Genomic DNA, 26098 nt, shown 5'->3' with positions numbered 1-26098 from the left:
CTCCAACCCTTATGGGCTTACCCTATCGCTGCTAGCCATCCCCCCTTTTCAGGTTTCGGCTAAACGAATCGCACCTACAGTCATATTTTATTTCTGCTTTTTGTGTTTCTATCACAGATTCTCTAATTTTGCCAATTGTTTCTGAGCAAAATTGCGGAGTTGTTCATCTGGATCGTTGGCAAATCGATCGCGAAGTATTTCTAAAGTTTTTGGGAGATCGGAGTATTGCTTGACCATGATTTTAAGTGCTGTTTGTCTAGGATTATATTGGAACTTAGACTGACGTTCAAAAGGATCATTGATAGCTATATCGCACAACCATTGAAATATTTTTTGGTCATCTTTCCAGCCCCGTGCTATTTCTTGGACTGCTGTGTGTCGCACATCCGAATTATCGTCAGATTGAGCCAGTTGTTTGAGAAGAGGTAGGGTTTCCGGGTCATCTTTCCACCCCCGTGCTAATTCTTGGGCTGCTGCATATCGCACATCCGAATCATCGTCAGATTGAGCCCATTGTTTGAGGAGAGGTAAGGTTTCCGGGTCATCTTTCCACCCCTGTGCTATTTCTTGGACTGCTGCATATCGCACATCCGAATTATCGTCAGATTGAGCCCATTGTTTGAGGAGAGGTAAGGTTTCCGGGTCATCTTTCCACCCCCGTGCTAATTCTTCGACTGCTGCATATCCCACATCCGAATGATCGTCAGATTGAGCCCATTGTTTAAGGAGAGGTAAGGTTTCCGGGTCATCTTTCCACCCCCTTGCTAATTCTTCGACTGCTGCTTGTCGCACATCCCAATTATCGTCAGATTCAACCCATTGTTTGAGGAGAGGTAAGGTTTCCGGGTCATCTTTCCACCCCCGTGCTAATTCTTCGACTGCTGCTTGTCGCACAGCCCAATTATCGTCAGATTGAGCCCATTGTTTGAGGAGAGGTAAGGTTTCCGGGTCATCTTTCCACCCCCTTGCTAATTCTTCGACTGCTGCTTGTCGTACATCCAAATTATCGTCAGATTGAGCGCGTTGTTTGAGGAGAGGTAAGGTTTCCGGGTCATCTTTCCACCCCCGTGCTATTTGTCGGACTGCTGCTTGTCGCCCAAACGGATTATAGTCAGATTGAGCACATTGTTTGAGGAGAGGTAAGGTTTCCGGGTCATCTTTCCACCCCCGTGCTATTTCTTCGACTGCTGCTTGTCGCACAGCCCAATTATCGTCAGATTGAGCCAGTTGTTTGAGGAGAGGTAAGGTTTCCGGGTCATCTTTCCACCCCCGTGCTATTTCTTGGACTGCTGTTTCTCGCACACGCCCATCATCGTCAGATTGAGCGCGTTGTTTGAGGAGAGGTAAGGTTTCCGGGTCATCTTTCCACCCCCGTGCTATTTCTTTGACTGCTGCTTGTCGCAAAACCCAATTATCGTCAGATTGAGCGCATTGTTTGAGCCAAGGTAAGGTTTCGGCGCCATCTTTCCAAGTAAAGGCGATCGCACTTACTGCTTGAGTACGAATTTCATTAACTAGATTAGCTTCTTCTTCATAAGCCTCATAATAGTAATTGAGGTCATACTTGGTTAACTCTTTTAAGCGTTCAAGCAATTGAGTCTCAACCGCAGCAATCACCTTTCTATCTCTCACCTCATCCAAACACTTCGCCGCCAAAAACAGATTGCGGAACTTTTTGGCTTCCCCATCCTGTTCAATCAAAAACTCAATCAATTTCCCGGTAAACTTTCCAGTAATCAATCCCCCAATCAAGCACAAAACTTCCTGCCAAGATTCATCATCCCAGTGCTTGCCAAAAACATCGGTTTTCAACTCCTCCAGTGAAATTTCTTGTGTCTTCTGAAACCTTTCCACCACCTCCGACGCACAGAAATATTCCAAAAAAGTTCGATGCACAAACCCATAAGTATCCGCACCCAAAAAACATAAAATAAAGTTGCGAGTCCGCAGTTGGTTAATTATCAACTTTGCCCGCTCTTTCGGTCGATCGAAATCTTTATTTTTCAGATATTCTGTCAGGGTATCCTCCAAATCTTCCGCACTAATAATATTGCCAGCCAACCCTTCAGGTGCTGCTTGCATTTTGTAAGCGACTCGCCGCAGCATTTCTTGCTTATCTTTAGCATCAATTGTTTTCGGATCGAGCCTGCTATCCTCTACTAAAGACCTTTCCACATCCCATTGATACAGCAACACCCGCGAAGCTTGATTGTAAAGTTCCGCCCTGTCTCTCGGCAATTCTTGCCCGCGATTTAAAATCGCCATAATCGTCAACAATAACGGATTCCCCGCTAAATCTCGAATCGTTGATGAATACGCTAATGCTCTTTCCATGCGATCGCGAATTCGCGCTTTTTCCACAGCATCAGTAAAAGTTAATTCGTGCCAGCGGCGAACAAAGTCCTGAATTTGTTCCGCATTCAAATCTTGGAGAATAAAGTGATGAAACTCTGCATCTTGCAAGCGTTGAGGTTTGTAACCAATAATTCGAGACGTGACAATCACTCGCACGCGGGGATACTCATTGGTAAACCGATGAATCGCTGTAATTACATCTTCTCGTTTCCCGGTATCGAAAATTTCATCTAACCCGTCGAACATCACCACAGCGTCGCCTGCTTTAAGCTGTTCCTGCAATTGATGCTGATTCAAGTGACAAATTGAACCCGGACTTTGATGAAAAAATTCGAGGAAGTTCTTGCAATCTCCTGATTCCCCGCTGCGAATGTAAGTCCGCAATTCTATTAGCAGCGGAATCGGCAGAGATGTCACGCTATTTAAGGGCGATCGCGCCCAGTTTAATGCTAAATATTGTAACAGAGTAGACTTGCCAGAACCCGGATCGCCTAAAATAACAATGTAGGGATATTTTTGCGGGTCATTGATAACATCTAACACCGATACGATCGGCTGAGAAAAATAACCGCGCCGATATTTCTCTAAATTTTCTATATCGATCGCGTCTAATTGATTGCTGTCTTGCAGCCGCCGTTGATGTTCTTTAGGAATTTCGTAAGCTTGGGGCAGAAATGATTCGTAAATCGATCGCACATCTTGGAAAATAAAGATTTGCCAAACCTTCAGCTTTTCGCGATAATCGTAGGTATTGGGATCGACGCTGCTTAAATTGAGATTGCTGTAACGCTCGCACAGAGCTTCTTGATATTGCCTCAAGTCAAAATCGGGGATAATCCCCGCCGTTTCTTGAGTATTTTTCTGAATGCTGTCGAGATTTTGAGCATTCAAGATATCGCGCAAGTCTTTTGAGTCAAAGAGAATTTCTTGAACTTCTGCGAGATACTGAGTGGCGATGGTTTGCCACTTAAATCTTGCGGGTAAAGAAGTTAAATCTAGTTGAGTCCAGGTTTGTTCGAGAAGTTCTGCATCGAGAGATTCGCGATCGCTTTCAAAAGCCTTGCCCAAAATTTCCTTAACAGACTTGTTATTGATAAACTGTTTAACATCTTTAATATACCGCTTAATTTCATCGGGGGGAAGTCCGGCGATTTTTAACTGCTGTTGCACCAACTCCAAAAACTTTTTGATTGCTTTGCCCGCTGCGACTTTTCGCGGGTCTTTTTCGCCAACTATGACGTTTTTCAGGGAATCTTTAAAAAAATCTTTAGCAAAATCCTTCGCGCCGTCTTTAACTAAATCTTCTAAGATGGGTTTAACGAGAATGCCTACTGCTTCCGTCACTCCCCAGACTACCAGCCACTCGATCATAAAGCTAGCCCGATAATTAATTTATGGTTATAATATAGCAATTATCAAGGATTGAGGAAATTATCAAAAACTGTAGGGTAATAATCTCCCGTGATTGCTCCGATAGGTTAAGCTAGTATCAGTTTTCTGTCGCTGCGCTGCGATTAGCCCTGATCCCGCCTGATTGTTGCCCCCTACTACCCCTTAAAAATCGGGAATATCATCAAAGTTTCGCTTTTTTACAGGGATTTACCGGAGTTCGACTCGGCTATAACGAGCGATCGACAATTAGCTATTTTATTCTTGGCGGCGGCTATAAAATAGTTATATTTTTATATGTTTCTTGTCGATCACTTGTGCTATAATCTAATAATGGGAGTATGACAATTTTTATATTAAGGCATATATTCCTATTATTTAATAGTACCCGCTCCCTGGGAAAAGGTAAAGTAGTTGACCCCAAAAAAAACAAAAATTTTTTGAGATATCATTAAGAAAAGTAAAGCGTAAAATTGCTAAGTGGGCGATAAGAAGGTACAGACAATTATGACATACGACTACGACTTGTTTGTGATAGGTGCGGGTTCCGGCGGATTGGCGAGTTCCAAGCGAGCAGCATCCTACGGCGCAAAAGTGGCGATCGCCGAAAATGACTTAGTAGGCGGAACCTGCGTAATTCGCGGCTGTGTCCCCAAAAAACTCATGGTGTACGCCTCAACATTTTCGCACCTTTATGAAGATGCGGTGGGCTACGGTTGGAGTCCAGTAGAAAGCAGCTTCGATTGGGAAAAACTCATCACCAGCGTAGACGCTGAAGTGCGGCGGCTGAGCAAACTGCACATCAGCTTCCTCGAAAAAGCCGGAGTCGAATTAATCTCAGGATACGCAAAATTTATTGATCCCCACACCGTCGAAGTTGGTGACAAGAAATTTACCGCAGCTAAAATCTTAATAGCAGTCGGCGGAGAAGCGCAAAGAGTCCCAATTGTCGGCATCGAACACGCGATTACCTCTCGCGAAATCTTCCTCCTAAAAGAGCAGCCAAAACGGTTGGCAATTTGGGGAGGAGGCTACATCGGCGTCGAATTTGCTTGCATTATGAACGGATTGGGAAGCGAAGTAACTCAAATCATCCGCCGTGACTTAATTTTGAACGAATTTGACACAGAAATTCGCACCAACGTGCAAGAAGGAATGATTAAGCACGGAATAAACATTTTGACAGAAAGCTCGATCAACCACATTGAGAAAACCCCAGAAGGCTTAAAATTAACTCTGTCGGGAAAATCTGAAGAAACGCTAATAGTAGACGCGCTGTTGTGCGCTACCGGGCGTCAGCCTAATTTAGAAAAATTGGGTTTAGAAAATGCGGGAGTAGAAATAGATAAAGGTGCGATCGCAGTTACCAAAGACAGCCGCACCAGTCAGCCGCACATCTTTGCAGTAGGAGACTGCACGAACCGGATTAATTTAACACCAGTTGCGATCGCCGAAGGACGGGCTTTTGCAGATACTGAATTTGGCAACAATCCGAGAGCAATCACTCACGAAAATGTCCCGTCAGCGGTATTTTCCCAGCCGGAAGCTGCTACAGTCGGCTTAAACGAAGTCCAGGCTAGAGCAAAGTTTCCCGACTCAATTAAGTGCTACACAGCCAAGTTTAGGCCGATGTTTCACGCTTTGACAGGTGCAGACGAGAAAACTTTTGTCAAGTTAATTGTTGAGACTAATACTGACAGAGTTTTGGGCGTGCACATGGTGGGGAAAGACGCGGGCGAGATTATTCAAGGAATGGCGATCGCTGTTAATATGGGAGCTACGAAGAAAGACTTCGACGCGACTATTGGCATTCACCCATCGACTGCTGAAGAGTTTGTGACTCTGCGGTAAAGCGGGCGAAGCCGCCAGGGGTTTAAACCCCTGGCTAATAGCTAAAGTCGCTTTTAACCGACTGAATATCATCTTTTTGATGTTTTATATAGCAGATTAATGAGTGATTCAACCAAACAAAACAAAATTTTAGCATTCTATCTCGGTCAGCAGCCTGATTCACAAGGTCGGGCGATCGAGGATATTTGGTCGTGGGATTACCAGAAGCTGGAATCGGTGCACAATTACATTCAATGGCTGTTTCCGCTGAGAGAAAAGAGTCGCTTTAATTCCAGTGCTCCGACTTTAAATGATGAGGTGATTCAAGCTTTTAGAACAAGTGAAGAGTTGAAAAATCGCTTACTCCATTCGTTCAAGGTCATGCTGGCATTTTACGGGTTGGAATGCCACCAAAGGGAAAACGCAGAAATTGTAATTGCCAAATCGGCAGAATATTTGTCAAGAAAAAGAGAGTGGATTGAAAAATTTAATCACAATTACTTGCGGCTGACTAGAATTCTTACAAGTTTGACCGAGTTAGGATTAAAAAATTACGCTTTAGCTCTTTTCAAGTGTTTAGATGAAATTTATTATAATGAAGAGAAAAAAAGTATTGGTTTAGAAACTTATACTTATTGGAAAAAAGCTGTAAATAGTTAGAATTTATATGGGCGACTTGCCGCCATAGCCAACCATACGCCCCACAAAAAAATTAAATTTTTGTTGAACGGGCCGGAGAACTTGTTCAGACCCACGATCCACAATCTGCTGTATGGGTTTTGGAAGAGGCCGGAAAGCCTGTTACTGACCTTGGTGCAGTTTTCCGCCCCAGACGGATTAATGCTCAAAATAATATTTTAAATAATTTGAACCTTTTTTAGAGCTGTCCTGTCTAAACACTCCAGATAACGAACTGGTGAGGGAGACTTCACAGGTGTTAGGTGTGCCAGCCAATGTTTTAACCGATGACTGTTCCGACTCCGACTTAGTTGCTGAGTGTCTAAAGGGCGATCGCACTTGCTTTCGCTACCTTTACCAACGCCACCAACACAAAGTCAGGTCAACCCTTTACCAACTCTGCGGCCCCTCGCTTCTTGACGATTTAGCACAAGAAGTATTTCTGCGAGTGTGGAAAGGATTACCCAAACTCAAGCACCAGGAAAACTTTTCTACTTGGCTTTATCGAATCACTTGGAATGTGGCTTCCGACCAAAGACAAGCATTTGCTAAACAGCATTCTTTTGACTCCAAACTCAAAAATCAAGAAACAATGGATCGGGTTATTGTCAAAGATAACACATCGGACTTGATGCAGTTGCACTATCAAGATTTAGTGCAGCGGGGACTGGAGCAATTGAGCTTTGAACACCGCAGCGTTTTGGTGCTGCACGACTTAGAAGACATCCCGCAAAAAGAAGTAGCCCAAATTTTGGGGCTGCCTGCGGGAACCGTGAAATCTCGCGTGTTTTATGCCCGAAATGCTGTGCGGCAATTTTTGCAAAAAGAAGGTGTCAGCGAGCTATGAATAACCCAAGCAGCGACCAAGAGTTAGTTAATTTCTTGAAGCAACATCGCCCCAATATTCCTGAAGCTGTACCAGACTTAGAGCAAAAAATTCTAGCAGCAATCGACAGTAATCAGGCGAGTGTTTTCCAGGAAAGCCACCGCAAAAAGACGCGATTAAGTTCCTCAGCTAAGCCTTATGACAGGTTAAAAATCTCCTCGATTTCTAAGTGGGCTTTATCGTCTGCAATTACTGCTAGCCTGCTACTTTTTTGGTCTGGCTACCGTCCGTTTGAGACTGCACAAGTGTCCGATAAGGAAACAGCTCAGTTAGAAGCATTTTTAGTTACTAACTGGGAGGGTGTACTCCATGATTCTCCCCAAGAAAGTATGACCGATCGCTCACAAACAGACTGGTTGACTTTCAGCCCGGGTGCTGACAGTGAACCGCCAACAAATAAGTAATATCAAAGAGGCAATTTTCATGTCAATTCGTCGTATATCTGCCCTAGCCGTTTTAATGCTGACTCTCGGTAGCACAGCCGCAGCAATAGCAGTTCCTAATCCCCTAGAACCCCAAACACTTGCACAAAATCAGCGACCAAATCGACCTGCGGGCAAGGAAGGTGGGATGTTCGAGAAACTGAATTTAAGCGCAGACCAAAAGCAGCAAATGCAGGCAGTTCGCGATCGCTACAAAGACCAAGTTTCCCAGCGGATGCAAGCAGTCCGCCAAGCCAGACAAGAATTGGAAACGATGATGTCGGGTACGGCAAATGCTAGCGAAATACGCGAAAAACACCGTCAAATAGTCGGATTGAGACAGCAGTTGGAAGAGGTGCAGTTTGAAAGTACACTTGCAATGCGAGAAGTCCTCACTGCCGAACAGCGCAGCCAATTAGCTCAACTGATGCAGCAGCGCCGACAAACGGCTAGAAACAGGATGCAAAACGGTCAAAAACCGCAGTAGTTGACGAGGATTTTTGAGTGAACCGCAGGGTGTTTACGCCCTCTGCGATTCATTAGTTCAAGCTCCCAATCTGGGAGCTTGAACTTTTTCAGGTAAGCTATAAATTGGAGTTTTGAGGCAGGAGCCAGAAGGAAACAGGAAGAAGAAAGAAGTCATAAGAAGTGTTTTTACAAATATGAGATGCTCTCCCAGATTCATTGAGTAAATCTAAAATCTAAAACCTAAAATCGAATGACCCCTCTAGCCGCGGCGAAACGTTAGCTTTCATCCTGGTTCCGTCGCCTAATGTAAAGGTGTGGGTTGAGATTTTCCCCTCCAGCATGATATCATCAGGCTGCTATATTTGGTTTGTTAATTTATACTGGCTTTTAATATAGAATTTACTAAATGAACTGCCGAGAAGGCAGAAACTACAGAGGTGAGAGAAATATCCAATTAGAATTTTATTGATATGAGTACAATTTTCTATTAAACCGGAGCTATTGAAATGAGATTGTTAAAACCCTGGCGTTTAGTTTTATTAAGTCTAGTTTTTGGAATGGCTGTAATTTTATCAAATTGCGGCACGCCCTCAAACACGGTTAGCAATAATTCTCCAACTCGGACAACTCCTGCTGCGGTTCCTGCTGGGGCTTTGGTTTACGGTGCGGGCGGGCAGCCGATCAATCTGGAACCGGGAAATATTACTGATGGCAATTCGGTGATTGTTATCGACCAAATTTACAATCGCTTGACTGATTTCAAACCGGGAACTGTGGAACTTGAGCCGAGTCTCGCTACTGAATGGTCAAGTTCTAAAGATGGTAAAAGTTGGACTTTTAAGCTGCGTTCCGGGGTAAAGTTTCACGACGGTACGGATTTTGATGCGGAATCTGTAAAGTTTAATGTGGAGCGCTGGTGGGATGCAAAAAATCCTAACGGTTATCGAGAATCTGGCAAAACTTATCCAATTTGGAAGAATTTTTTTGGTGGTTTCAAGGGAGATAAAAATTCCCTGGTAACAGATGTGGCAGTTGTTGATAGGTCTACGATTAAGTTTATTTTAAATCAACCTTTTGCTGCTTTTCCCTCGGCGATTGGGTCTGGTTATTTCGGGATAGCGAGTCCGGCAGCGGTGAAAAAAGCGGGTGCTAAATACGGCACTCCGGGGTCGGTCGCGGTGGGTACTGGGCCTTTTATGTTTAAGGAATGGCGTTCGGGCGATCGCATTTTTTTGGAAAAAAATCCGAATTATTGGAAAACTGGGACGCCAAAAGTCAATCAATTGGTAATTCGTTTTGTTGACGATCCGGCGGCAAGATTGGCTCAATTGAGAGCTAGTCAACTTGATTTTAGTGTTGATTTAACGCCGGATCAATTGAAAGAGGTTCAAGCAGATACTAATTTAGAAGCTGTTGTGCGACCTTCTTTTAATGTCGGTTATTTAGCCTTAAATCCGAGTTACGAACCTTTGTCAAAACCAGAAGTCAGGCGGGCGATCGCCCAAACAATTAACAAGCCAGCAATAGTCCAAGCTTTCTGGGGAGAACTCGGAAAACATGATTCGCAATTTATCCCGCCTGCGCTGAATTGGGCAGCGTCTGATAAAGTTAAAGATTATGAATTTAACCCGCAGCAAGCTAAAGAAATGCTCGCGAAAGCCGGTTATCCGAACGGTTTTGATTTGGATTTGTGGTATATGCCCGTCAGCCGTCCCTATTTTCCCACGCCGAAGCCGATCGCTGAGGCTTTGGCGGCGGATTTGAGCGCGATCGGGATTCGGGTAAAATTGCTGACAAAGGATTGGTCTGCTTATTTAGCCGATCGGCTAAAACCTCCTGGGTTTCAAGCTTTTATGATGGGTTGGACTGGAGATTATGGCGATCCAGACAATTTTTATTATCCTCACTTCGGGCCTGGTTCCACGGGGGACTTGGGAAATTGGAAAAATCCGAAAGTTCTGGAACTTTTGGAACAGGGGAGGGCCAGTGGCGATAAAGCAGCTAGGGCGAAAATTTATGCGGAAGTTAGCGAGATTTTGCACGAGGAAGCTGTGCGTTTGCCGATTGTACATTCGCAGCCACTTTTAGGGAAACGCAAGAATATTCAAGGTTGGATTCCGAGCCCTTTAGGTTCTGAGTCTTTTGAGGAAGTGAGCAAAAATTGAGAAGTTAGAGCGAGATGCACTCTACAGATAGAGTTTATGCGTAAGCCATGTTTTAGAGGAAAGTGAAGTCGGCAGCATTAATTTGACTCGCTGATATCGCGCTTAGAGATGCCAAGATTTCCCCGGTTGGGACAAACCGGATTAAAGTTGCACTGTTACTTTGAGTAATTGCTAATTGAGAGAAGGTGATACCGCTAGCAAGTGTGAGCAAATCTTTCTCGTCTTCAAAATCTAAAATGGTATCCGTTCCAGCATCCAGTCCTAACAGGAATCGATCGCTCCCCAAACCTCCAATTAAACAATCATTTCCCAAGCTGCCAAATAGGGTATCATTTCCCTTGCCGCCATACAAAGTATCATTGCCTTCACCCCCAATGAGACTGTCAAAAGCGCGATCGCCAAATAAAACATTCTCACCGTTCCCCGCAAGCAAAGTATCATTGCCCTTGCCACCGTAAAGCGTATCATCCCCGTTGCTACCTTCGAGAAAATAATTTCCTTGATGACCATACATCCAATCATTGCCATCAATACCACTGAGGGTATCATTTCCCTGTTTGCCACTGATGGTATCGTTGCTGCGATCGCCTGCAAGGATATCGTCGCCATCAGTACCGATAATTGGATCAGAATTGGACTGCGTTGGTGTCGGTGTGATTGAGGGCGTTGGTGTTGATGTCGGATTGGGCGTTGGAGTGATTGAAGGCGTTGGTGTTGATGTCGGATTGGGCGTTGGAGTGATTGAGGGCGTTGGTGGGGTCGTAGGAGTTGGTGTTAAAGTAGGCGTCGGCGTTGTTGTGGGAGTAGGCGTCGATATTAGTATCGGTGTTGGTACTGGTGTTGGTGTCAGCGTTGGTGTGACTACCTCTGCGATTGTGCCAAGTTTAGCAATCCAAATATCTTGACCGCCTGCATTGGGACCTCCCAAAGCCCCGTTAGTTTGTCCCGTGAGATAGAGAGGACCAGCGCTATCGAGTGCTAATTCTGAGGAGGAGTCAGATTCAGCAGTCCCGAATTGCTTGAGCCACAACTGGTTGCCATTGCTGTCGTACTTAGTTGCCCAAATATCTTGACCGCCTGCATTGGTGCCTCCCAAAGCGCCCTCGGTTGAGCCCGTGAGATAGACATTGCCAGCGTTATCGACTGCTAAGTCTGAGGGGAAATCATATTCAGGACTCCCGAATTGCTTGAGCCACAACTGATTGCCATTGCTGTCGTACTTAGTTGCCCAAATATCTTCACTGCCTGCATTGGGGCCTCCCAAAGAGCCGTTGGTTTCTCCCGTCAGGTAGAGATTGCCAGCGCTATCAAGTGCTGAGTTTGGGCGGAAATCATATTCAGGACTCCCGAATTGCTTAAGCCACAACTGATTGCCATTGCTGTCGTACTTAGTTGCCCAAATATCTTCACTGCCTGCATTGGGACTTCCCAAAGAGCCGTTGGTTTCTCCAGTCAGGTAGAGATTTCCAGCGCTATCCGCCGCTAAATCTGAGGGGGCTGTGATTTCTGGGTAGTCAGAGTCAGCAGTCCCGACTTGCTTCAACCACAACTGGTTGCCATTGCTGTCATACTTGGCTGCCCAGGTGTGAACATCCGGTGGATAGCCTTTTGAAAAGTTATAGTTTGTGCCCGTCAGATAGACATTGCCACTACTGTCCACTTTTATGCCATCGGAGAGGTCGTGGGTGTCAGCATTGACACCCTTCAACCACAACTGGTTGCCACTGTCGTCATACTTAGCTACCCAAGCGCTTTTGGGGCCTCCACCTGCACCTGAAGTTGTATAGCCACTTGTTCCTGTCAGGTAGACATTGCCAGCACTATCCACTCCTAGGCATGAGGGATAGTCATTAGAGTTTCCGAAGACGAACTGCTTGAGCCACAACTGGCTGCCGGTGCTGTCATACTTAGCTACCCAAGCGTCGGAATCATTAAAAATCTTCACCGGTGAAGCGGCAGCAGTGCTTCCTGTCAGGTAGACATTGCCAGCACTATCCACTGTCACTTCCGTCGCCAAGTTATCCCCTAACTGCTTGAGCCACGACTGACTGCCAGTGCTGTCATATTTGGTTACCCAGGCATTTGTACTTGGATTGGTGCCGCTCAAAGGGAGATAGGTGTCTCCTGTCAGATAGAGACTGCCTGCACTGTCAAGTGCTGTGCTCCTGAAGCGATCGTCATTGGGTGTCCCGAATTGTTTGAGCCATTCAAAGTTAGGCGCTAGTTTTCCAATAGTCAGTGTGGTTTCAGCGATAGTACCTGCAACTGCGCCTGCGATCGCGCGTGCTGATATTGTTGAGGAAGGCATAATACACCTCACAAATGAATTTATGTCACAAAATGCGTACATTGCAGTTAAAGGTGCGATCGCTCGTTTTTATCTAGTGCTAGTGCGATCGCCTGCAAGATTTACCCCAAAAGAAAATCAATCTTAAAACAACCTATGTCTGCGTAAGTATGTGCGTAAGTATGTCACTGTCGATCAAAAAATCTTCTCTTTGGTTCTTCATACTTTACATAAGTTTACTTTTTGATTAATATTTTTGTTCTCAAATCTCAAATCTCAAATCTAATTATGGCTAAATATATTCTTAAACGTTTGCTAGGACTATTGCCAGTCCTTTTCGGCATCACTCTGCTAGTATTTACTTTTTTGCATTTGATACCGGGAGACCCAGCTACAGTGCTTTTGGGAGAACGGGGAACTCCCGAACAGGTGGAAATTTTGAAAGCGAGATTAGGTTTAAATCAGCCTTTACCTTTGCAATATTTGGCTTTTTTATGGAGTTTGCTGCGCTTGGATTTGGGAAATAGCATTATTAGCGGTATTCCGATAATTGATGAAATTATAAGCCGCTGGCCTGCTACTTTTGAACTGTCTGTGGTCGCAATGTTGCTGGCACTTTTAATCGGAATTCCGGCGGGGATTTTGGCTGCTGTTCGGAAAAATAGCTGGCTGGACAATCTCGCGATTAGCGGTTCGTTAATTGGCGTATCTTTGCCAGTGTATTGGTTGGGATTGATGTTGATTTATTTGTTTGCTGTTTATCTGAAATGGCTGCCTCCAAGCGGGCGGATTAGTGTAGATTTGGGGTTTGGTTTTAAGTCGATTACGGGTGTTTATGTTTTGGATTCTTTGCTGAGGTGGGATTTGGTGGCTTTGCGAGATGCGATCGCCCATTTAATCCTGCCAGCTTTGACTTTAGGAACTATTCCTCTGGCGATTATAGCTCGCATCACTCGTTCTGCAATGCTGGAAGTGCTTTCTCAAGATTACATCCGCACTGCGAGGGCGAAGGGATTGCCGGAATATTGGGTGATTTTGAAACACGCTTTGAAAAATGCGTTTTTGCCAATTGTCACAACTATCGGTTTGCAGTTCGGCACTCTTTTAGGTGGCGCTATTTTGACTGAAACTATTTTCTCATGGCCGGGAATTGGTTCTTGGATTTACACTGGTATTCTGACGCGGGATTACCCAATTGTCCAAGGAGGAGTAATTTTTGTGGCTGTGACTTTTGTACTGATTAATCTGGCGGTTGATATTTCCTATGCTTTTTTCGATCCGAGAATTCAGTACCGTTAATTAAAAGGAAATTAAACAAGAAATGCTTGTTTAACATCCGGACGCAGCAGGTAGTAAATGCTAGCCACTGCAAAACCCAGGGTTAAAAAATTAACGGCTGCACCTGCGCTGCCAAACATTTTAGCAATTTGCGCGAGGGTGGCGATGACATGGATAATTAATGTTCCCGTCCAAGCCCATTTTTTGAGTTGAAACAAACCCCATGTTAAGATTAAGGAAATAATTCCAATAATTAGAGCGACCGTCGCAAAAATTGCAATGAAGCCGCCGATTACAGTGCCAACTCTCGCCCCGCCGACAGCCGCACCGAGACCGCCAAAAATGCCAGCAAAAAGTAAGATGAACAAGCCGTCAAGGAGGCTGAATACGCCGCTAATTAGCTGCAAAATTGCCAGAACTGTAACGCTTTGAGGACGATTCATTATTTTGATTTTCCCTTTTTAACGAGTTTGAAAAATATTTTAACCTGTTGTGGACACCGTGCGGATATGTATTCAGGACTTAGGCACCGCTACCAGTGAAACCGGGTTTATGAGAATAAGTGTGTCCATACTCTGTCGTTACGAGCTTAGCACTGGCCGATCCCGTTGCGAGCGCTAACACGAGTCCGCAATGACCTAGTGACGATCGATCGCCCCCTGCCATATCTGCCTTTGTTGCTGGTGAGAAGCACGATCGTAGATCCCAAAAACAATATTATCTGCTAAAATATATTTTTATTTGCCAGCAGCCAGGAGCGATTTTGTTTAGAACCACCTCTTTTGGCTGAAAAAACTTAACATTTTTTAATAAATTGCAAAGATTAGCTATAATTGTTTACAGGTGCTGGTTGGGGAACTTTTTTTAAATCACCCGATCGGATGAGTCTGAAAGACGATGCCAAGCATCAGCAAAAATTTTACCTTTAAGGTAATCCTGAGATTAAATTAGGTGAGTCGGTATGATCGTTAGCCCTAAAAAGGAAACTGCTCAGGTCAAGGTGGAAGATACTCAGACTGTAGACACCAAGGCCGCAGAGACTAAAATTGCAGATAACAAAACCGCCCAAAAGCAGTCTCCGAAGCAACCAGCGCGCAAACCGCAGCGGTGGGTAATTGGGTTGGTTGCAGCCGGGTTGCTAGCTGTACCGACCACTATATATGTAGCAAAAAGTCGATCGCAGCCGAAAGTAGATGCGATCGCCACTATGACAGTGCCGGTGGAAGCGCAAAACCTCACGGTACGGATCACGTCCAGCGGCACGGTGCAGCCGGTACAGCGCGTGAATCTCAGCCCTAAAGGCTCCGGCAGGATCGCAGAATTGTTTGTCGAACAGGGCGATAAAGTCGAAGCAGGACAGATTGTGGCGCGCATGGAAAGCCGCGATGTAGAAGCTCAACTCGCTCAAGCTAAAGCCCGCGAAGCTAGCATTCGGGCCAAACTCGCCAAAATCGAAGCCGGGAATCGATCGGAAGATATCGCCAGCGCCCGAGCGCGCTTAGAGCAAGCCGAGGCCAGTCTCGCACAAGTCCAAGCCGGCAGCCGCGTGGAAGAAGTTGCAGGAGCCAGAGCCCGCTTGCAGCAAACTCAAGCAGGCTTGCAGCGACTGAGAGCCGGCAGCCGCGTTGAAGAAGTCAGCCAAGCGCGAGCTCGTTTAGCCCAAGCTCAAGCTCGTTTAGCAGATGCTCAAACCGGCAGTGTCAAACAAGAAATTGCCCAAGCACAAACGCAAATTGACTCGAGTAAAGCCCAAGCCGAACTAACCGCTCAACGGGTGGAACGCAATCGACCGTTAGTGGAAGAAGGTGCTCTGGCTAAAGATAAACTGGATGAATTAATTAAAGAAAATCGTACAGCCCAAGCTAAATTAATAGAATCTCAAAGACGCCTGCAACAACTACAAGAAAATCGGCTGTCGCAAATTCAGCAACTGCAAGCTGCTGTGCAAGTCGAGCAGCAAGCATTGAACCAATTGCAAAACGGCACGCGATCGGAAGAAATTGCTCAAGCCGAAGCAGAAGTTGCCGAAGCTAAAAGCAAATTAGCGCAGCTAGAAAACGGCAACCGTCCCGAAGAAATCGCCAAAGCCGAAGCAGCAGTTGCTGAAGCAAAAAGCCAATTAGCCGCACAAGAAAACGGTTCACGCCCGGAAGAAATAGCTCAAGCTCAAGCTGAATTAGCCGAAGCTCAAGCTCAAGTCCGCTTTCAAGAAGTGCAGTTAGAAGATACGAAAGTTCGCGCTCCTTTTGCTGGAATTATTACCCAAAGATACGCCATCCAAGGAGCTTTTGTAACTCCCGCAACTTCGGCCTCGGAAGCTACTTCGGCCACTTCGACATCCATTGTCGCTTTAGCTAGAGATGTGGAAGTTTTGGCGAAAGTCCCGGAGGCTGATATCAGTCAAATTAAACCGGGTCAAGAAGTTGAAATAGTCGCCGATGCTTATCCAGACAAAGTGTTTAAAGGCCGCGTTAAGTTAATTGCGCCGGAAGCTGTTAAGGAACGGGATGTGACGCTATTTCAAGTGCGAGTTGCCATTGATACGGGCAAAGAGTCGCTGCAATCGGGGATGAATGTAGATTTGAGATTTGTCGGTCAAAAGCTGAGCAATGCTTTAGTTGTGCCGACGGTGGCAATTGTGACTAATAAAGGTCAAACAGGTGTGCTAGTTCCCGATGAGAAACAGCAGCCGAAGTTTAAGCCTGTTACGGTTGGCTCGACTATTGGCAACAAGATTCAGATTTTAGAGGGTGCTGCAGCGGGCGATCGCGTTTTTACCGAACTTCCTCAAGGTAAAAAACTAGAGGATATCATCAAGAATCAAAAGTAGTCATTTCAGTGCGCTCCTCTCGCTCGCTAGTCATTAGTAGGGTGCGCAATGCGCACCTTACCCAATTACCAATTCCTTAATCTAAAATCTAAAATTAAAAATCGAATTATGGATATTGTTGAAAGCGTCAAAATGGCTGTCACAACTTTGATGGCAAACAAGCTTCGCAGCACCTTGACGATGTTAGGAATTATCATTGGCAATGCTTCGGTAATTTCTATGATAGGTATCGGCGAAGGAGCTCAAACATTTATCGAGGGACAAGTTAACTCTCTGGGATCAAACTTGCTATTTATTATTCCCGGAAGTCCTGAAGCGCAAACCCGCCCGGTGATTCCGCCCCAGACTTTAGTAGTGGAAGATGCAGAGGCGATCGCATCTCAAGTTCCTTCGGTCCAAGAAGTTGCACCAACTCTCAATGATAGTCAAATCGTTACTTACCGCAATAAAAATGTCTCATCTTCCATTGTCGGAACTACCCCAGAATTTCTGACAGTCAGAAGCTTTGATATGGGTCAAGGTCGTTTTTTAAGCAAATTAGATTTAGAAAGACAAGAAAATGTGGTTGCTTTAGGATCGGAAGCAGCCGAACAATTATTTGGCAATACACAACCAGTTGGTCAATACATTCGCATCAAAAACTCTACCTTTCAAGTGATTGGAGTCATGCAGGCAAAAGGTTCAAGTTTTGGCGACAATCAAGATATGAACGTTTATTTACCGCTGACAACAATGGCAAACCGGATCGTAGGTCGCTCATCTCCCTACGGTACAAAAGTAACATTTATTTCGGTTGCTATCAAAGATGAAACTATGATGCAAGCCGCCCAATTTCAAATAGAAAATCTGCTCAGATTGCGTCATAAAATTACTAAGGAAGATGATTTTACTGTCCGAAACCAGAAAGATTTGATGAAGACTTTGGGCAGTATTACTGGTGCTTTGACGTTGATGTTGGCTTTCGTGGCGGCCATTTCGCTGTTTGTCGGCGGCATCGGAATTATGAATATTATGCTAGTTTCTGTTACCGAACGCACGAAGGAAATTGGATTGAGAAAGGCGATCGGAGCTTCTCAGCAAGATATCCTAATTCAGTTTATGATAGAGTCTGTGATTTTGTCGGCAGCAGGCGGTGTGATCGGCACTGGATTCGGCATCGGCGGCGTGCTTTTAGTCGCTGCTTTTACTCCCCTGCAAGCTAGCGTTTCCCCAGTGGCGATCGCACTTGCAGTAGGTGTTTCCGGCAGCATCGGCTTATTTTTCGGCATTGTACCCGCCAAACAAGCTGCTAAATTAGACCCGATTGTGGCATTGAGAAGTGCTTAATTAATTTGTTGACGGTAGACGGTTGACTGTTGACTGTTATAAAAATAACTCATAATTAATAACTCATAATTAATAACTAAGTATGAATTTTATTGAAAGCGTCAAAATGGCAGGTCAAACACTGCTAGCTAATAAAACTCGCAGCAGTTTAACAATGATCGGCATGATTGTCGGCAACGCCTCAGTAATTGCGATGATTGGAGTGGGACAAGGAGCTCAAAAATTTGTAGCAGGACAAGTTCAATCCCTGGGTACAAACGTATTGATAGTTAGACCCGGAGTTCCCAACGCTAGGCGAAGTTCTATCGCAAGTGCGCCTCAAACACTGATAGTAGAAGATGCTAAGGCGATCGCAACTCAAGTCCCCTCCGTTCAAGGCGTGTCAGCAGAACTTAACAGTTCAGAGATTGTTCGCTACAGCAACAAAAACGTTTCTGCTCTAATTTTTGGCACGATTCCAGAATTTATAGAAGTCAGAAGCTTTGAAATGGCAAAAGGGCGGTTTTTGACTGAAGTAGATGTTAAACAAAGTAACCAAGTTGTGGTTCTAGGTTCCGAATTAGCGGAAAAACTTTTTGGCAATATAAATCCATTGGGCGAACAAGTGCGTATCCAAAATGTCAGCCTCAAAGTAATAGGAGTATTGGCACCCAAAGGCACATCTTTTGGTACGAATTACGATAACTCGGCCGCAGTGCCGATCGCCACAATGGCAAACCGCATTGTCGGGCGGAAATCTCCCTACGGTTTAGCTGTCACGTCGGTATTTATTTCTATTAAAGATGAGTTGCAAATGGACGCGGCTCAATTTCAGGTAGAAAACTTGCTGAGACTGCGGCACAAAGTTACCACCGAAGACGACTTTACAGTCAGAAATCAAAAAGATTTAATGGCAACAATGGGTGCGATTTCTGGGGCTCTGACACTGATGTTAACTGCTGTTGCCAGCATTTCCCTATTAGTCGGTGGCATTGGGATTATGAATATTATGCTGGTTTCCGTCAGCGAACGCACTCAGGAAATTGGGCTCAGAAAGGCGATCGGCGCATCCCAACAAGATATCTTGTTTCAATTTATTGTCGAAGCTGTAATTTTGTCCGCTGCCGGAGGGATAGTCGGTACTTGCGTAGGTGTCAGCGGTATCTTGCTTGTAAGTAATTTCACGCCCTTGCAAGCTGGAATATCACCCGTGGCGATCGCCCTTGCTGTCAGTGTATCCGGTGCAGTCGGCCTCTTCTTCGGCGTTGTCCCCGCCCGCCAAGCCGCCAAACTCGACCCGATCGCAGCTTTGAGAAGTGCTTAATAAATATCTACTTACTCAGTTACACAATCCGCGCCTTTTATGCTGGTCAAAATTATCTCTATCTAAATATTAAAAAGTGTTTTTTTATAAACAATTAACAACATTGCAGTATCGAATGCAGTTTTAATCTCTGTATTTTTACGCAGATTTAAAGCGCAAAACTTCATAAAAAGCCCGTTAAATATTAAATAAAGCTTGGTTGTGGCGTTTACTTGTCAACCAGAAAGTTTAATACTATTAAATCAGGGGCAAACACACCGAAGCATCTACAGACGGTACGAACCTTTGCGCTTTAATCAAAATATCCAATAAATAAACATGGCATCCCTCACCCCTAGTTCTAACTTTGACTATCTCGAAGGAACCACCCAACCAGACAGATTGACCGCCTTAGATGGCAACGACATCATTTATGCCAACAGCGGAGACGACTATCTCGAAGGCGATGTCGGTAAAGACAAAATCTGCGGCGACCAAGGCAACGATACGATTGTTGGCGGTGCGGACAATGACATCCTCTGGGGAGGCAAAGGCAGCGACCTAATTGGTGGCGATTCCGGCAACGATATCATCTACGCGGGCGCCGGTACCGATACCGTGAGCGGTGGCACAGGCGATGATATATTTGCCATTGCTAAAGGCAGCGGTGGCCCAACTTTAGCCACAGCCGACTACATCGCCGACTTCGGCAACGGCAATGACAAAATTCGATTGCTAGACGGCCTCACCTTTGAAGATTTAAACATCCAGCAAGGCACGGGCGCCAACAGCAACAGCACCGTAATTCAAGACAAAATTACGGGCGAATATTTAGCAGTCTTGCCAGGAGTCAACAGCAACACCATCAATCGCGACCAATTCACAAATCAGCTATCGGGCAACCCTGTCACCGAGTGGAACGGAGTCCTGCTGAATGCAGTGCGGACGGCCAGCACCGCACCTCCCCTCGCTTCCCGCAACATGGCAATGGTTCACGTAGCCATTTACGATGCTGTTAACTCGATCGGCAAAAAATACAGCCCTTACCTCGTGGAAATAGACCCACCCGCAGGTACATCAGCAGAAGCAGCCACCGCCGCAGCCGCCCACCGCGTCTTAGTCAACCTCTACCCAGCGCAAGCAGCCACATTTGACCAAGCATACGCATCGTCTCTAGCTAAAATTACCGACGGTAAAGCCAAACAAGACGGGATTGCCCTCGGACAGCAAGTTGCCGACCAAATTATCAGTTCGCGGAGTACAGACGGCATCACGAAAGTAGTGCAGTACACTCCCTCAACCGACCCCGGCAGTTGGGTGCCGACTCCCCCCGCTTTTGCAGCAGCGTTAGCGCCACAGTGGGTCGAAGTTACTCCCTTTGCGATGACTAGCGGTTCTCAGTTCCGCCCGTCGGGCCCGCCCACCCTTGACAGCGCCAAGTACGCAGAGGAGGTTAACTATATCAAAGAAATTGGCAAAAGTGACAGCCTCACGCGCACCCCAGACCAAACAGTCATCGCCAAATTCTGGGCTAATGGCGCTGGGACGTTTACGCCTCCGGGCCACTGGAACCAAATCGCCGAAGAAACAGCGACTCTCACTGGTCAATCCTTAGAAGATAGCGCCCGCTTGTTCTCCCTGCTGAATATTGCTCTGGCCGATGCAGCTATTAGCTGCTGGGATGCCAAGTATGAGTACAACTTGTGGCGGCCCGTGACAGCTATCCGCCAAGCTGACACAGACAACAATCCCGCAACGACAGCCGATCCCCTGTGGACTCCGCTGCTAACTACTCCGCCGTTCCCTGAGTACACGTCGGGTCACAGTACCTTTAGCGGTGCGGCAGATACTGTTATGAGTTCTGTATTTGGTTCGGATTATGGCTTTGGAGATCGGGGAGACAGGAGTGTCAACACTTTGCGAACCTTTGAAAACTTCAGCGAAGCGGCCGATGAATCGGGCATGAGTCGCCTTTACGGAGGCATTCATTTCATGAGTGCTAACGTAAATGGTTTAAGTGTGGGTAGAAATGTGGGGAATTATGTTGTGCAGAATTTCTTAAAGGCTTAGGAAAGCTTTTTTGTGGGGAGGGGGCGGGTTTACGAGATTGCTGAGATGTTGCACCATTTTCAATAATCTTTTTATGAACAGGAAAGATGCCTGTTCCACAAGAAATAAACTCTTTGTGGAACAGGCATTTTGCCTGTTGCTAATTATTCCAGCAATTCTACAGTGCCGAGATACCCATCTACTCGGACTTTTTGACCATCTCGCAGGCGAGTTGTTGCTTCAGAAATATTCATGACTGCGGGAATTTTGTACTCGCGAGCGATTATTGCCCCGTGAGATAGTTGGCCGCCAACTTCGGCGATAATTGCTGTTGCTCCTAATAGCAGCGGCGCCCAACCTGCATCGGTGTAAGGAACTACTGCGATCGCATTTTCTCCTAAATCCGTGCTCGCGGTGCGGCAAATCTTGACAAAACCTTCGACACGGCCGATACTTGCCGGAATTCCCTGGATGATATTAGTTGCGGATTGGGTAAGTTCGATCGCCCTTTTCTGAGAATTTGGCAGCAAATTGCCGTAGACCACGGGGGGAATCGGGCGATCGCGATCGGCTAACAGGCGATCGCGCCTTTCCCTAATTGTATCCTTAAACGAAACACTGGTACCGCTGCGAATCCACTGCTGAATTTCCCCAAATTCCAGATAAAAAATATCTCCGCTTTCCTGAAACACCTGCATTGCCAATCCGCAAGCTTCAATCTCCAAAAAATTCCAGCGTAAATGAGCCAACAACCGCGCGTAAATTTCGCTAATTTCGTTTTTGACGATCGCTCTTTCCTGACATTTATCTAGTCGCCACTTCTGCCCCCAAGTCAATCCTAATTTCCCCTTTTCGACTAAATTAGTTTCGCCTTTTTGAGCCATGCTTATTAGCAGTTTTTGGTACACTTCCGGTTGTTCTCGCCAAGTAGGAACAGCGATATCCGTTCCCACCTCGCTCAAATATCCGTAAGTATCAAGCCACTTTTTAAATTCTGCTTGTAAAGCCGGACTTTCGGCAAATATATGTGCTAAATCTGCTACTGAAACAGTTTCGTCAGACTGCGAAACAGCAGCTTGTCGCAACTTCTGAGCCAACTGCTGTAAAGCTCGCACAGAAGCAATTTCAGGAGCGCTGTCATTAGCTAGCCATTCATCAGAAACGCGAAAAATGGCCTTGCGAATAGCCAGCCCGATCGGTCCTAATATATTGTAGTAAGTAATCGGTTTTAGCCACTCCTGAATTTGCTCGGCTTTCTCCAACAATTCCGACAAATATTGATAAGTGGGCATTGGGCGTTGGGCATTGGGCATTAATATTGCTTCGCTCGATCCTCTTCCTTCTTCCTGCTCCAGAATTTGCAGTGCAGGGAGAAAAATAGAAGTACGATCGCCCTTAAATTCTGCATTCAGCGCCCTCTCCCGCTGTACCAAACGCCACAAACCAGGCAAAGAAGGCAAAATCTTCCGAAAAGGCGGCTTGCCCATTTTTTGCCCTCTCAGCAAAAATTCCAAACCCTGCTCCGGCAATCCCATCATCCGAAAGATTTCGCCCAACAAAGTCGCATTAAAATAGGCGTGAGAACCGAGCAAAGTTGCCGTTTCATTAAAGTTTAAGCCACTGGCGCGATCGCCCAAAACCACCTTAAAAATCTCTCCCCAAACCCCGCAAGTCAGCGGCCGATTAATCGACCAAGTTAGGGGACGAATTGCACCAGGAATCACTTCTGCTGCAATAGTTCGCGTCCAGAATGGCTGCAAATTAGTAATGGGGCGACTTTGCAAAATCCAAACTTTTTCACCGTCCCAACTCCACTCAATATCCTGCGGGATGCCGTGAAAAAATGCTTCAATTGCTTGGGCTTGTTTCACCAATTTTGCTATAATCGATTTATCAATAATTGAATAATTTTTAAATTCACTTAAACTTTCTTCTAATGATTCCGGTCTACTAAAATCTATTTCCAAATGAATCGGAGTAACTTGTCCGCCGACAACAGCTTCGGCTCCTCCCGGTAAAGCTTCAATAATAATCTGGGAACCGCCATCTAAAGGATTGCGGCTGAACATGACTCCCGCAATTTGGCTGTCAATGTAAGGCTGAATCAGTACAGCCATTTGAGTATCGGGCAATTGTCGCTGTCGGCGGTAAGCCACAGCTTCGGAAGTCCAATAAGACTGGCGACAGCGATTAATTGCATCGAGCAATTCTGATTTAGTTGAAACAGGCCCAATGGTTTGATATTGTCCAGCCGCTGAACTAATATCCCCGTCTTCTCCCGCAGCAGAAGAACGCACAATTATGCGATTTTGGATTTGGGCTTTTAGATTTTGGATTAAAACATCAATACTTGACAAATGCTCGGCATTTTTCTTTTCCCCTCTTCCCTCTTTCTTCTTCCGTCGGACTTCTTCCTTCTTGCTTCCATCCGTTACATCCGTTACATAATCCGTTGCCGAACTTCCTTCTTCCTTGGATGACAATATAAAACCAGCAGGTACGTTAAAACCTGCGCGTTTCAGTTGAGACAATTTAGCAGCTTTATCGCCGCATATTGCAGCATCTAACAAGTCATCAAGAGAAAACAATTGTTCAGATTTAGATAAAGCCATATCATCACCCTGGCTGAAATTAATTGCTGCTAACAACAAAGCTAATCCTGTTGCTGCTAAAAATTCGGGCATTGATTGTCGCCACACCCAAACCCAGATTGGCGTGCACAGACACCCGCAACGGGAAGCAAAGAGTCTCGCCCGATCGCCCTCACCCCACCACTGCTGTGCCAAACCCCACACCAGCAGCCCCCAAATGCCCGATGAAACAGCCATCGGCGGCGAAAATACCAAAAGACCCCAAACAGCGTTGGTCACGCCTCCACCTCGGGCGATCGCATATCTGCCCGCAACTAGAGGAATTAACAGGGCGATCGCGATCGCAGGTGCATCCGGGAAGCAAAATCGCCCCGCCAAAACCGGCAAAATACCCCGGGCAATTTCCGCCAACACCGCAGCAATTCCCGCTAATTTCCCCCCGTGAATGAAAGCAGCAGACACGCCCACATTCCCCGTGCCCAGCGCCCTCAAATCTCGGCGGCTAAACACTCGCACCGCCCATCCCGTTAGCGGTAAAGCACCCAAGCTGAAACTCGCAGCCAACAGCAATGCTATTGTCCCCAACGGCATAAAATCAGCTCTCATATTTTCAACCTCTAACCATTATGCCGACAATTCTGTCACTTTTTCTGCCTTCAGATATATCAACAAAACGGCATTAGCACTTAAGATAATGTAAAAGTAGAGTAGATAAGGATTTGGCCTAATGATAAATATAAGCTTGACCGCTCCCATGGCAGTTCTTGTTACACCCATCAAGCGAGTAACGATCGATCTGCTGATGCAGCAGCCAGTGCCGGAATCAAGTGTCAGCTTGACCGCTCCAATAGCAGTTCTTGGTGTTGGCTTTGTTGCCGCAGTTACCATCGGCTCGATCGCCTGGTACAACTCCAAGCGCCCCCCCGGTTGGGAATCCAAAGAACGCCCTGATTTTGTCCCGAAAGTTGATAAAGACGATTTGATTGCTGATGTTTCTGATTCAAAGAAAAAATAGAACCAAGCTGTTTTAGATCGGAAAAAGCTTTGAGAGGAATAGAAATTACCCTTGCTTATATATCAGGTAGGGTGCGCCTCGGCGCGCCTTACGCTGCTATTATGTATAAAAACTTTGAGTGAATATTTTTAATTGACAGAAAGCACTAAGGTCAATAAATCGACTTGTCATCCCGCCCTCGAACCCTTTATTGACCTTGATGCAATAGATCGTTGAGATACATTTAATTATAGAAAATTAGACATTGACTACAGCTTTATAGTTCTCAGGAGATTCAGCCTCTTTTGGGAGGCGGCATTTGAGACATCTCACCACATATTCGTAAATTTGACTGCTAAGGCAATCGCCCCGACGACCATTTCCAGTTTAATGTCATAAGTTTATTTTTTCGAGGTATGGACGCTCAATCTAAAGCAATCCGGTGACTTGAGGCTGTGACTTTTTTTCTACACCTAATTATGTCCGCTTCAAAACCAACAGCGTAATATCATCAAACACTTTTTGAGTGCCGATATGTCGCCGTAAATCGTCAATCACCGCTTGCTTAATTTTCCCAGCCGACAAATGCCAGTTTTGGCGAATGACTTCACACATCGCTTCCACGCCATATTGTTTTGTCTTAATGTCTTTTGCTTCGGGAATACCATCGGTATATAGCACGATACTATCTCCTGGGTATAGCTCCATTGAAATATGACTGATGAACTCAGCAATGTCATCTAGGAGGGCGATCGGGAAAAATTTTTCCTCGCAAGCAACACCAATCTGTCTGGAGATCTCAGGGCAAAACTTCTGATATAGAAAGATTCAATAATATCCTGATGCCAATGAACATTCGCTTTTTTAATAAAAACTCGGTCGTTTGATAAAAAGCTTTCCAATCAGGTGGGAGCTATCTGTTATTTTATCTATCATTACAACGCTTCTTTAAGCCTCAAAGTATTTAATTTATGGTTTTTGCTATGTCTGTAAAATAATCTTATTAAAATTTAAGTTTTGTAATAGAATTGTAATCGAACTTTTCTTGTATATTCAGCTAATTCACTGCAAACAAATGTTTTTTTTAGCACAGTTAATCGCTCGATCGCTCACGAAACAAACAACCCAGTCAGTTTAATTTATGGTAAAATAGTTCATGTTAATCAATATTTTTTAGATTTATTCATGATTCTGGAGTTTAGACTAAGAAAAGCTGGCTCAGTTAGAAACTGAGGCATAAAAAATCAATTGGGCAGCCAAATATATGT

At 45.4% G+C, this 26098-nt stretch carries 17 protein-coding genes; 12 read left to right on the top strand and 5 right to left on the bottom strand.

The features are described 5' to 3' along the window. Positions 1 to 111: 111 nt before the first annotated feature. The gene (locus QUA53_RS25665) at positions 112 to 3726 is read right to left on the bottom strand and encodes a HEAT repeat domain-containing protein (RefSeq protein ID WP_333100496.1); all 3615 of its coding nucleotides are present in this window, start codon (positions 3724 to 3726) and stop codon (positions 112 to 114) included. A gap of 525 nt (positions 3727 to 4251) precedes the next feature. Between QUA53_RS25665 and gor the strand changes: the two genes are divergently transcribed. The 6 genes from gor to QUA53_RS25635 all read left to right on the top strand — a co-directional run bounded on the left by gor (position 4252) and on the right by QUA53_RS25635 (position 10193). After that, complete coding sequence (gene gor / locus QUA53_RS25660; protein ID WP_333100495.1) at positions 4252 to 5595, top strand: glutathione-disulfide reductase; 1344 nt, start codon at positions 4252 to 4254, stop codon at positions 5593 to 5595. Between the two features lie 99 nt (positions 5596 to 5694). Next, positions 5695 to 6234 (top strand): opioid growth factor receptor-related protein, encoded by a 540-nt coding sequence (locus tag QUA53_RS25655; RefSeq protein WP_333100494.1) that lies wholly within the window; start codon positions 5695 to 5697, stop codon positions 6232 to 6234. Positions 6235 to 6508: 274 nt separating this feature from the next. Then, positions 6509 to 7099 carry a sigma-70 family RNA polymerase sigma factor gene (locus QUA53_RS25650; protein ID WP_333100492.1) on the top strand — a complete coding sequence of 197 codons (591 nt, stop codon included), beginning with the start codon at positions 6509 to 6511 and terminating at the stop codon, positions 7097 to 7099. Further along, positions 7096 to 7542 carry a hypothetical protein gene (locus QUA53_RS25645; RefSeq protein ID WP_333100491.1) on the top strand — a complete coding sequence of 149 codons (447 nt, stop codon included), beginning with the start codon at positions 7096 to 7098 and terminating at the stop codon, positions 7540 to 7542. Before QUA53_RS25650 ends, QUA53_RS25645 begins: the two co-directional genes overlap by 4 nt. 19 nt (positions 7543 to 7561) lie before the next feature. Beyond that, positions 7562 to 8047, top strand: coding sequence for a Spy/CpxP family protein refolding chaperone (locus QUA53_RS25640; protein WP_333100490.1), 486 nt, complete (start codon positions 7562 to 7564; stop codon positions 8045 to 8047). Between the two features lie 538 nt (positions 8048 to 8585). Next, positions 8586 to 10193, top strand: a complete 1608-nt coding sequence (locus tag QUA53_RS25635) for an ABC transporter substrate-binding protein (protein WP_333100488.1) — start codon at positions 8586 to 8588, stop codon at positions 10191 to 10193. A gap of 52 nt (positions 10194 to 10245) precedes the next feature. On the opposite strand, the gene QUA53_RS25630 is transcribed toward QUA53_RS25635, so the two are convergent. Next, positions 10246 to 12501 carry an SBBP repeat-containing protein gene (locus tag QUA53_RS25630; RefSeq protein WP_333100487.1) on the bottom strand — a complete coding sequence of 752 codons (2256 nt, stop codon included), beginning with the start codon at positions 12499 to 12501 and terminating at the stop codon, positions 10246 to 10248. 267 nt (positions 12502 to 12768) lie between these two features. Here QUA53_RS25630 and QUA53_RS25625 point away from each other — a divergent pair, with 267 nt between their 5' ends. After that, positions 12769 to 13779 (top strand): ABC transporter permease, encoded by a 1011-nt coding sequence (locus QUA53_RS25625; RefSeq protein WP_333100486.1) that lies wholly within the window; start codon positions 12769 to 12771, stop codon positions 13777 to 13779. A gap of 11 nt (positions 13780 to 13790) precedes the next feature. On the opposite strand, the gene QUA53_RS25620 is transcribed toward QUA53_RS25625, so the two are convergent. Then, complete coding sequence (locus tag QUA53_RS25620) at positions 13791 to 14201, bottom strand: hypothetical protein (RefSeq protein WP_333100485.1); 411 nt, start codon at positions 14199 to 14201, stop codon at positions 13791 to 13793. Positions 14202 to 14719: 518 nt separating this feature from the next. Here QUA53_RS25620 and QUA53_RS25615 point away from each other — a divergent pair. The 4 genes from QUA53_RS25615 (at position 14720) to QUA53_RS25600 (ending at position 21266) form a co-directional block, all read left to right on the top strand. After that, positions 14720 to 16588: an efflux RND transporter periplasmic adaptor subunit gene (locus tag QUA53_RS25615; protein WP_333100483.1), complete on the top strand. Its 1869-nt coding sequence runs from the start codon at positions 14720 to 14722 to the stop codon at positions 16586 to 16588. 108 nt (positions 16589 to 16696) lie between these two features. Beyond that, a complete protein-coding gene (locus QUA53_RS25610) occupies positions 16697 to 17914 on the top strand; it encodes an ABC transporter permease (RefSeq protein ID WP_333100482.1) in 1218 nt (405 codons plus the stop codon). A gap of 82 nt (positions 17915 to 17996) precedes the next feature. Then, positions 17997 to 19217, top strand: a complete 1221-nt coding sequence (locus QUA53_RS25605; protein WP_333100481.1) for an ABC transporter permease — start codon at positions 17997 to 17999, stop codon at positions 19215 to 19217. A 318-nt stretch (positions 19218 to 19535) separates the two neighbouring features. Then, positions 19536 to 21266, top strand: coding sequence for a phosphatase PAP2 family protein (locus tag QUA53_RS25600; RefSeq protein WP_333100480.1), 1731 nt, complete (start codon positions 19536 to 19538; stop codon positions 21264 to 21266). Positions 21267 to 21409: 143 nt separating this feature from the next. Here QUA53_RS25600 and QUA53_RS25595 read toward each other — a convergent pair whose 3' ends face one another. Further along, a complete protein-coding gene (locus tag QUA53_RS25595) occupies positions 21410 to 24427 on the bottom strand; it encodes a glycerol-3-phosphate acyltransferase (protein ID WP_445304986.1) in 3018 nt (1005 codons plus the stop codon). A 211-nt stretch (positions 24428 to 24638) separates the two neighbouring features. Between QUA53_RS25595 and psb35 the strand changes: the two genes are divergently transcribed. Next, positions 24639 to 24851: a photosystem II assembly protein Psb35 gene (psb35, locus tag QUA53_RS25590; RefSeq protein ID WP_333071025.1), complete on the top strand. Its 213-nt coding sequence runs from the start codon at positions 24639 to 24641 to the stop codon at positions 24849 to 24851. Positions 24852 to 25307: 456 nt separating this feature from the next. Here psb35 and QUA53_RS25585 read toward each other — a convergent pair whose 3' ends face one another. Next, complete coding sequence (locus QUA53_RS25585) at positions 25308 to 25583, bottom strand: PP2C family protein-serine/threonine phosphatase (protein ID WP_333100497.1); 276 nt, start codon at positions 25581 to 25583, stop codon at positions 25308 to 25310. Positions 25584 to 26098 lie beyond the last annotated feature (515 nt).

It is taken from the genome of Microcoleus sp. Pol12B3 (assembly GCF_036701355.1).
GTDB lineage: Bacteria > Cyanobacteriota > Cyanobacteriia > Cyanobacteriales > Microcoleaceae > Microcoleus.
Note: the sequence above shows the minus strand (reverse complement) of the source record. Positions and strands in the feature narration are given on the sequence as shown.